This is a genomic window from uncultured Clostridium sp., assembly GCF_937920395.1.
Taxonomy (GTDB): Bacteria; Bacillota; Clostridia; order Clostridiales; family Clostridiaceae; genus Clostridium_AD.
On sequence record NZ_CALEVF010000026.1, the window covers coordinates 1 to 9642 of the forward strand.

12 protein-coding genes are annotated in these 9642 nt (G+C 29.1%); 10 read left to right on the forward strand and 2 right to left on the reverse strand.

Going from position 1 to position 9642, the window contains the following annotated elements; translation table 11 throughout:
* The 3 genes from Q0649_RS01620 to Q0649_RS01630 form a co-directional block, all read left to right on the forward strand.
* On the forward strand, positions 1–536 hold a 536-nt coding region (locus tag Q0649_RS01620), incomplete at its 5' end, for a hypothetical protein (protein ID WP_298836566.1).
* 218 nt (positions 537–754) lie between these two features.
* The gene (locus Q0649_RS01625; protein ID WP_298836568.1) at positions 755–2416 is read left to right on the forward strand and encodes an RNA-binding domain-containing protein; all 1662 of its coding nucleotides are present in this window, start codon (positions 755–757) and stop codon (positions 2414–2416) included.
* Between the two features lie 411 nt (positions 2417–2827).
* Positions 2828–3043, forward strand: a complete 216-nt coding sequence (locus Q0649_RS01630; RefSeq protein ID WP_298836570.1) for a hypothetical protein — start codon at positions 2828–2830, stop codon at positions 3041–3043.
* Between the two features lie 56 nt (positions 3044–3099).
* On the opposite strand, the gene Q0649_RS01635 is transcribed toward Q0649_RS01630, so the two are convergent.
* On the reverse strand, positions 3100–3501 hold the full coding sequence (locus Q0649_RS01635) for a virulence RhuM family protein (protein WP_298836572.1): 402 nt from the start codon (positions 3499–3501) through the stop codon (positions 3100–3102).
* A gap of 32 nt (positions 3502–3533) precedes the next feature.
* Between Q0649_RS01635 and rhuM the strand changes: the two genes are divergently transcribed.
* Positions 3534–4664 (forward strand): RhuM family protein, encoded by a 1131-nt coding sequence (gene rhuM, locus Q0649_RS22980; protein WP_367179332.1) that lies wholly within the window; start codon positions 3534–3536, stop codon positions 4662–4664.
* 52 nt (positions 4665–4716) lie between these two features.
* Here the strand turns inward: rhuM and Q0649_RS01645 are convergent, their stop codons facing one another.
* Positions 4717–5373: a hypothetical protein gene (locus Q0649_RS01645; protein WP_298836574.1), complete on the reverse strand. Its 657-nt coding sequence runs from the start codon at positions 5371–5373 to the stop codon at positions 4717–4719.
* Positions 5374–5572: 199 nt separating this feature from the next.
* On the opposite strand from Q0649_RS01645, the gene Q0649_RS01650 reads away from it, so the two are divergent.
* From Q0649_RS01650 to Q0649_RS01680, 6 genes are all read left to right on the forward strand, one after another.
* Positions 5573–5821 carry a hypothetical protein gene (locus Q0649_RS01650; protein WP_298836576.1) on the forward strand — a complete coding sequence of 83 codons (249 nt, stop codon included), beginning with the start codon at positions 5573–5575 and terminating at the stop codon, positions 5819–5821.
* A gap of 91 nt (positions 5822–5912) precedes the next feature.
* Complete coding sequence (locus tag Q0649_RS01655) at positions 5913–7031, forward strand: DnaD domain-containing protein (RefSeq protein ID WP_298836578.1); 1119 nt, start codon at positions 5913–5915, stop codon at positions 7029–7031.
* A gap of 58 nt (positions 7032–7089) precedes the next feature.
* On the forward strand, positions 7090–7623 hold the full coding sequence (locus Q0649_RS01660) for a sigma-70 family RNA polymerase sigma factor (protein WP_298836580.1): 534 nt from the start codon (positions 7090–7092) through the stop codon (positions 7621–7623).
* An 81-nt stretch (positions 7624–7704) separates the two neighbouring features.
* Complete coding sequence (locus tag Q0649_RS01665; protein WP_298836582.1) at positions 7705–7929, forward strand: DUF1659 domain-containing protein; 225 nt, start codon at positions 7705–7707, stop codon at positions 7927–7929.
* A 72-nt stretch (positions 7930–8001) separates the two neighbouring features.
* Positions 8002–8238, forward strand: coding sequence for a DUF2922 domain-containing protein (locus Q0649_RS01670; RefSeq protein WP_298836584.1), 237 nt, complete (start codon positions 8002–8004; stop codon positions 8236–8238).
* Positions 8239–8954: 716 nt separating this feature from the next.
* Entirely contained in the window at positions 8955–9449 is a 495-nt protein-coding gene (locus tag Q0649_RS01680) for a hypothetical protein (RefSeq protein WP_298836586.1), read from the forward strand.
* Positions 9450–9642 lie beyond the last annotated feature (193 nt).

The window sequence follows — 9642 nt, forward strand, 5'->3', positions numbered from 1 at the left end:
TAGCACTAGCACAGTCAAAGAGACAGTTTGCAGGCGAAGCTGGTATAACTTATTATGGTAAGGTAATAGATATAAAAGTTGTTAAGAGAAATACTATAAAGGATATACCTAGTGATTCTAAGGAAGATTACTATGTTTTTAAAATAGATAAATGGGACAAACTTTATAGAAAAGTTGAAGTAAAAGGCTATCAGGTAGTTAGGATCATTTACACTACAGAGTATTTGCTACATAATGCGGTGATAGTAACGGAGCTTTGTTTAAAATCTAAGGAAGAGTATAGATTATGGCAGGAGCTTAAGAGAGTAAGTTCACTTACTAAAACTGAAATTGGGGAAAAGATAGATAAGGATAGTAGAATTAAAGGATTTTCTATAGAAGGAATGAAGATATTTATTAAGGATGAGGAAATCAGGGTTGAGTGTAATGGGAAAGTGTATGATTTTAGTAGGGGAGAGATTGAGAGGAGACCTAGGGATGTGGTGGGGAAGATAATTAAGATTGGGAGAGGATGTTCCAGATTAGGACAACCTTAAAAATGTATTAACAGCTTTAATAGTATATAAATAGATTATCTGAAGATATTAAAAAAGGTTCATGTTTCACATCAAGCTAATGTTTGTTTAAGTATGGTGTCTTATGAGGTATAATAAATATATAGTTTAAATTTTCGTTTTAATAGTCTAATATTACATTTGAAAATAATAATTTATATGTAATCTATTATTTTGTTAACAGTTAGGAGAGATAATGAGTGAAAGATATAGAACTTTTCCAGTTAATAAAAGAATTTAAAGAGTTGCCAGCTGAAACTGAATGGATTGAATTCAAGGAGGCAAAAAGCCAATATGATTTTAAAAAAATCGGTAAATATTTTTCAGCCCTGAGCAATGAGGCTAATTTAAAAGATAAAAGATATGCCTGGCTTATTTTTGGTATCAATGATAATCGAGAGATTGTAGGTACTAACTTTAGAATGAATAAAGCCGATTTAGATAATTTGAAGTTTGAAATTTCTAAAAAAACTACGACCAGTTTAACATTTATTGAAATATATGAATTAAGTATAGAGGAAAATAGAGTTATTATGTTTCAAATCCCTGCGGCACCACAAGGAATTCCTATTGCATGGGAAGGGCATTATTATGGCAGAGATGCTAGTTCTATAGGTGCACTTAATATTCATGAGATTGAATTAATAAGAAGTCAGTTAAAAATGGAAGATTGGTCTGCTCAAGTTTGTAATGATGCAACTTTATCAGATTTAGATGATCAGGCAATAATTAAGGCAAGAACTGAATATAAGGTGAAAAATATAAAATTAGCAGATCAGGTTGATTTCTGGGATGATAAAACATTTCTAGATAAGGCTAAAATCACCATTGGTGGTAAAGTTACTAGGACTGCAATTATTTTACTGGGAAAAGATGAATCGGAACATTTTATAACTCCATCTGTAGTTAAAATTACTTGGATACTAAAAGATGAAAATAATATTGAAAAGGATTATGAGCATTTTGCACCACCATTATTATTAAATGTGGATGCAATCTATTCAAAAATCCGAAATCTTAAATATAGATATTTGACAGAAAACACATTATTTCCTACTGAAATCACACAATATGAACCATATGTAATAAGAGAAGTTCTTCATAATTGCATTGCTCACCAAGACTATGCTTTAAACAGTAGGATTAATGTAGTAGAAAAGCCTGAGGAATTGATTTTTACAAATGTAGGTAATTTTATACCTAAAACTATTGAAACGGTAATTGAACAGGATGCGCCACAAGAATACTATAGGAACCAATTTTTAGCTAATGCAATGGTTAACTTAAATATGATTGATACCATTGGAAGTGGTATTAAAAAAATGTTTCTATTGCAAATGCAAAGGTATTTTCCTCTACCTGATTATGACTTAAGTCAACCCGATAAAGTAAAGGTGAAAATAACTGGTAAGATTATTGATGAAAATTATACTAAATTATTAATTAAAAATACTCAGCTAGATATGAAAACTGTCATGTACTTAGACAAAGTTCAAAAGAAGGAAAAATTAAGCGAGAATGAAAATAAGATACTAAAAAAACAAAAACTTATTGAAGGAAGATATCCGAATGTTTTTGTATCTTCAAAGGTTGCATTGGCTACAGGCGAAAAGGCAACATACATAAAGAATAGGGCTTTTGATAAGAATTTTTATAAACAACTTATAATTGATTTTATAAAGCAATATAGCGCTGCTAGTAGAAAAGATATAGATGAGTTATTAATGGATAAACTTCCTAATATTTTAGATGAAAATCAGAAAAGAAAAAAGATTAGTAATTTACTAACTGAAATGTCTAAAAAAGATAAGTCTATAAAGAATGGTGGCTCAGATCATAAACCTGGTTGGACGTTAGATTAAAAATTAAGAAGAACTTTAGTAGTATTTAAGAAGAACTTGAGAAGTGTTTTAAGAAAAAACAGTTTATATAAACACTGTAAATGGCTCTAATTAAGGTTTGTATGACTTTAGAAGTTCTTCTTAAACCAGTGTAATAAAAAATATTAAGAAAAACTTAAGAAGAACTATGTGTGGATTTAGTAATTTTTTTTACTAAAAATTCAAAATAAATTATTAACAAAACTTGTTCATTTCACCCTCAAATATTGTAATGAATAAGGCTTTTGAGCATAATGAGAAATATATAGTAAGCGGCAATGGTAAATGTAATTTATACCATTGCTGTTTTTATTGAAATGTATTATTTTCATATAATGATCAAATTTACGATTGTGTTATAATAAGTTTACCTAAGGTGGATGTATTTAACAAGTGTTAAAAATAATGGGACTATTTAAATCGTATACTGTGTGTAAAATAGGAAAACAGAGAAAGAGTAGAACAATAATATTGAATATTGAAGAAAATCTCATTCTTATAAAAGGTGAGGATAAGACAGAAAAGATTATTAATTGTGTAAACAGTGAGCAAGGCAGTAACTTTAAGTTGCCGCCTATGGGGCTCACTAGCCATAATTTCTTCAATTAAGTGATCAAAATATTCTTCATTTAAAAATGTTCCATTCTTAAGTCTTTCTTTGTCAATTACATATCCTCTAATAGAAAATCCCTTAAAATAGTAATTGCCCATTTGCGAAACTGAATTGCTTTATCAGAATTAGTTCTAAATCCAACAGCAATAACAGCTTCTAAATTATAAAACTTAGTATTATATTCCTTCCCATCAGATCCAGTTCGTCGGAATTTCCGACATACTGAATTTTCATTTAATTCACTATCAGCAAATATTTTTTTTAAATGTTCAGGAATAGTAGAACGACCTTTTTCATAAAGTGTTGCAATCATCTCTTGTGTCAACCATACATTTCCATCAACAACCATAACATCAATAGAATCTTCACCTACTTGTGAAGTGAAAATTAAAAACTCTGCTGTACTATTACGAATTTGTAACTTATTATTTTTTTCATCCAGTCTATTAGTCATTTTCTCCTCCACATCTGTTAGTCCTTAATTCCATACCTATGACAATGGAAGAGTGGGCGCTGAGGCTTAATGTTTTTTTACAATTTAATGAATATGATTTACTAAATAATTTGGGAAATGTTTCTGCAAAGGTGGCAAAAACTTTTGCTGAGAGTGAATTTGAAAAATATAGAATAAATATTTCAGTAGCTCCTTTGTCGTTAAGGCTAAGTTTATTAAAAGCTGTGTATAATCTATTTAGAACAAATAAGTTACTTGGAAAATTTCAGAAAATAGCCAAAGATTTGCAGCTGAATTATAAAGATAATAATAATGTTGATGAATATGTAAACGATAATATCATTAGTAAAAAGCTTACTCTACTTCTTGAGGATATAATATATTCAGAATTAAAGATAGATGATTTTTATGGAGCACGTCATGAAATTTCTATGGAGCATAAGAATATTTTAGAGAAAACGATAATTCCTACCAAGATATTTGATAAATATAAAAAAAGTCTAGAAGAGTTTGATGAAATAGTATCCTTTAGATTACTTTTTGAGCAGGCAATATTGGTACTTAGATGTAATGAAAATGTTAAAAAAAGTTTACCTGAGAAGTTTAAAAAAGGTGTTGTGATTCGCGAACTACAAAGCCATAAACCAATAGAAGGAAAAGGGATACCAACTTATTTTGAGGGGTATTGCAAGGTATTACTTATTCCAGTAGCTACAGGTGGTGGAATTGTTGATGATAGACGAGTAGAAGAACTAAAAAATATTATTAAATCAGAGCCAAAAGAAAGTATAGTAGTAATAACAAAGATTGATAAGGCGAGCTCTTACGTGGAATATACTCAAAACAATTATGAGGGGTTCATTGATGGTTTAAAGGAGCAAATTGTAACATCACATAATAACTTAATTGTCAAAATAAAAGAGTCTCAAATGAACGATGCAAGGCATTTATGCGAATTTGATGAAAACACAATGGCAAAAGGGCTAGTTGTGTCTTTTGATAATGTGTATTTATCTAAAATAACTAAAGATAGACAAGGAAATTATGATGCTGAACTCCATAAGATAATATGTAGAAACAAAACTAACAGGGAGATCTCGGTAAATGATATAGAGGATATAGTCATTATGGATGAGTGGCATAGTTTAGTTTCAGGGTTTTAAGAGGATAAAATAGAGGCTTGCGTGATGTGGATAAATGAAAAGCTATGAACAGTTAATACTGGCATAGCTTTTCTTCTTTTGTTACTTTTCCACTTAATAAATCTATTAGCATTACATAAAGATTTGCTCTTAAAGATTTAGGTGGATTACTAAAGAAAAGGTCAAATTCATTTTTACTTCCAACTGCTACAGATATTTTAGTAACTGATGTAAGATCAATACAAGCTATTTGGCCATATATATTATAAATCGTTTGAGAAGTAACGTAAGGTTTAATTTGAATATACCATTTAGAATACTCCCAGTTAGTAATTTCAAGCATTATATTAGCAGGTCCATTAATGGTTTTATTTAAACTCCATTCAAAATCACGAGTGTATAAATCAGATAGAATAACTTTAAAAAAATTCTTTTCTTTCTCTACACTTTGGGTCTGCTTTTTTTCTGTAGAGATCTCTTGTGTTTTATTATCTATATGTCCAGCAGCGAGCATTAAGTCATTATATGTAACTCCGTTGCACGCACCCGTAGCAAATTTACTAATTGTATCCGGAGACGGAGGTGATTTTACTAACCTTCGAAGTAATCTTGAGATATGAGCTGCACTTATATTTATTGTATTTGCATATTGATTAATTGAACGATCTCCTTTAGCTTTTTCTAATAATATAGAGAATGTAACTAGATCAAAATTGCTGTAGTCAGTCATATAATCACCTCTTTTGTTAAATATTATATCATTTTTCATTGTTTATAGTCAATGTAATATGGGAAATAAATATATTTATTCTAAAAATAGTATTGTAAATATATGCTAGACATGATATATTAAGTGCAGTTAATGAAATTAAATGTAAACAATAGAATAAATTACAATCAAACAATTAAATTAGGAGGGGAAAGTTTATATGGGGTTAAATATATTTGCATTAAAAAATTTAATGGATGAACGATTTAATGGCAGTTATACTAAACTATCTAAGGCTATAGGAGTAGATGCAGCACATGTGTATAGAGTTATTGCTAAGAATAATACTCCAGGGATAAAATTTTTTAATGGGATAATTAAGTGGTGTACAGATAATCAGTTAGATTATAGAAAGTATATTTTTTTACCTAAACCGTTAACTACAGTTAATGAAATGGCAAAGGTATAGTAAACGAAAACAGATAGATTCAATTCTTAGATTAGAAAATTGAGTTTTTAGTACTGTAAAAATTAAAATATGAATCATAGGGGGAGTTATAATGGCTAAGTATAGACAGGTTTATACGGAATTCTGGAGTGATGATTTTGTACTTGAACTAAATTTAGAGGAAAAACTTTTTTATATATACCTTCTAACAAATACAAAATCAACGCAGAGTGGGATATATCAAATATCTCCTAGACTTATTTCATTAGAAACAGGATGTGATAAAGTACTTGTTACCCAGATGCTACAAAAATTTTGTGATTATAAAAAGATTTTATATAGTGAAGACACGAGTGAAATTATGGTATTAAATTGGATGAAATACAATATTCCTAATAATAAAAACATGATCATATGTGTGCAAAAGGAAATGCAAAAAATTAAAAGTAAAACATTTATAAAATTATTATATGAAAAATATGAAGCAGCAGGTTTAAATGTAGCTACTATTTTCAAAGGTATTTTTGTAGACGTTATACCTACTGATAAAAATGGCCTAAGTCCTATGGAATCAGAAAATTTAGAGGACCAAAGTCATAATGTGATTGTTATGGATCCAGCGGATGAATTTGTTGAAAACACAATTATTAAGCTCCTTAATACACCCTTGGTAGGGGCTACCAAGACCCTACCAAGTAATAGAATAAGAAGTAAAGAAGAAGGAGTAATAAATAAAGAGCAAAGAATAATAAATAAAGAAGAAGTAGAAGAACTAGTTTCCAAAGAAAAAGTAATTATAAAAGAAGAGGTGAGAACTAAGGAACCGTTAATAACTAAATCAGAAAAACCTGCTGCTACGGCTGGTGGGATACAAACTATAATTAAAATATTCGAAGAAAATGTACATGCTATTACCCCACTAGTGTATGAAAAAATATTGGGTTTTACAAAACAAGTAAGTGATAAAGTCATAATTATGGCTATAAAAGAGGCTGTTGATTATAACGCAAAAAGCATTAAATATATCTCACAAGTCATCAATAGCTGGATAAGTAAAGGCATAAGGACTGCTGAGCAGGTTATTGATTATCAAAGAAAGTGGACAAGCAACAACAAAAGTAACAGCAGTAATGGTGGCTCGCGCTCCGTGAAAAGTGGTAGTTTTTGTGACTACGAGCAAAGAACCTATGATTTTGATCTCCTAGAAAAACAGTTACTTGGGAGAGCTTAAAGGCAATTATGTTTAATAATATATTGTAAATAAAAAATTAGAAGGCGGTGCTTTATCTATGGAAAAATTGGTTGAAGATGCTAAAAACGGCGACAGTGGAGCTACAGAGATTATAATTGAAAAGTTTAAATACCTTATAATTAAAGAATCATCAAAATATCATATTTCAGGGTATACCACAGAGGACCTAATTCAACACGGGTATTTGTCAGTGATAAGAGCTATAGCATTATATAAATTAGGCAGCAACAGCTTCAACGGTTATTGTATCACTGCTATAAAAATGAACCTTAAAGCACTCTTAAAAGGAGAAATAAAGCACTTTCGTGAAGTTCCAAACAGTAATATGGTAGATTTTGATGCAGAGGATCATTATGAATTCACCTTAGAGGATGAAGTAATCGCGTATGATCAGGTTAAAAATTTATATATTGCTCTTAATACACTTCCACCTTTTGAACGATATATCCTAGAGAGATATTATATTATGGGACACTCTCTTACAGAAATAGCAGCGACTTCTGATAAAAGTTATCATCAATATGCGAGAATCAAGAAAAATGCCCTTAAAAAATTAAAAGCGATTATGTAAAAAAAAATATTTAAAACTCCGCACAAATAATATTAACCTCATATATATTAAGTGAAAACAAAATAAAAAGGAGTGATTAGTATGGCAGTTGTATCAACAAAAGTAGCAAGTGTTTTAAAACTCACAATGAAGACAGGTATAGACATCAATGGTAAGGATGTATTTGTCACAAAAAATCTGGGTAATGTAGGTGTTATGTCATTAGATGCTGATATTTTTGCAGTAGGACAAGCTATCTCTAAAATCAAAACTTATCCATTGGTAGCCCTTGACAGAGAAGATCAGTATAGCTTAATTATGGAATAAAACTTTTAGTCAAACGTTTAAGATTTAAACTTTAACATCAAATTCAAATTAATTTAAAGGGGGAAAAATAATATGCATAAATTAGTAATGAGATTTTTAACAAGTATTGAGGGTAAGTATTTTACGTTAAGTGTAGATGACATTAAAGCTGATGAAAATGGTGCTCCTACTATAACACAAGCTGAAGTAGTTGCTCTTATGAATCTAGTTATAGCCAAAAACATCTTTTTATCAACTAATGGTGACTTAACTGGCAAGAAAGACGCTAAAATAGTCACTACTGATACTAGTTCATTTGTAGTAGCATAGGATATAGGGTTTGCAGATAAATATTATCTGTGGGCCCTATTTTTTTATGTTGAATTTTAAATGATTTGATAAATAATAATTTTTTGTTATTTACATGTTTTTATGTCATGCAGAAATTGTTTCACGGTATTTAGATTATATTAATTATTGCGGTTAAACATATAAGATAAATAAAGCATAAAAAAATGTAATATAGTCCAAATTTAAGTTCAAAAATATTTATAAGAAATTATATGGAACAAATAAGGTAGATAATCATAAAGATGGAGGAAAATATGTCAAATATAGAACAGTACAATAATGGTATCTTAGACCATTTTTCCAACGTGGGAAAAATGGTTGAACTAGGATAAGGTATAGAAACTAATTTAGAATATGCAATTTTTCAAAACAAAGGATATATGAGTCTTTATGGTGGATTGAAAGCAAAAGATATTTATACTAAAAAAGGTTTAAAGTTGAAGACATTTATTAAAGGCTATGAAATTACGGTTAAGTACAATGGGAGTGGAATTTACTTTTGCAATTGAGGAATCTATAAATTTAGTAGGGGAGAGTTTAATGGATTACTTTGATGGCGAAGGTGATTGAGGTATAATAGCATTAAGTATATAAATTTGTCAGATTGATGAGGTGGTTAAGGCTTTGGGCGCTTGAAGGACTAACAGATGTGGAGGAGAAACAAAAAACTATGGCAAATGTAAGGAGATGTTTTAATGGAAAAGTTAGTAGCAACATGGATTAGGTATATGCCTTTATTTAATCAATTTTTTATTAAAGCTGATAAAAAAGAATATCAAGGATTTATGGAGTATGTTGATGATAAATTCATATTACAATATTTTTCTGAAAAATATGTAATAGAATTTAGGGATAATAATGTGGCTAACGATTGGATAAAATCTATTATTGAAAGATACTATTTTAGCGAAAAAAAGGTATCTTTAAATTATGAAAAGCTAAAAAATGATTTGCCTTTTATAAGCTTACAGATATTAAGTGTTGAACCTGATGAATATCTTATTAAGGTTAAATCAACAAAAAAAATTTTCAACTATGATATAAATAATTATTATATTGCACATATGGAAAATGATTTAAGGAGAATAAAGTTATTTCGGCCTATTGGTGAAGGTAAAAAACTAAAAGATAAAAAGAAACAAGTTCTCAATAAATATGAAGTATTGTGCAAAGACATAATTAATTTTTAAAAAAAATAATACGATAGAGAAAGTGATTGAACTAAAAAAAAGGGATTTCTATTTAAATACATTAAAACATATCTAGATTAAAATCGATCTGAAGATATTGAAAAATACGATAAGCAGTATTCATTCAGAAGTTACATACATATATTCATAAATACATAACAAGTAAAGGATTTTATTATACAAAAGATTTAAT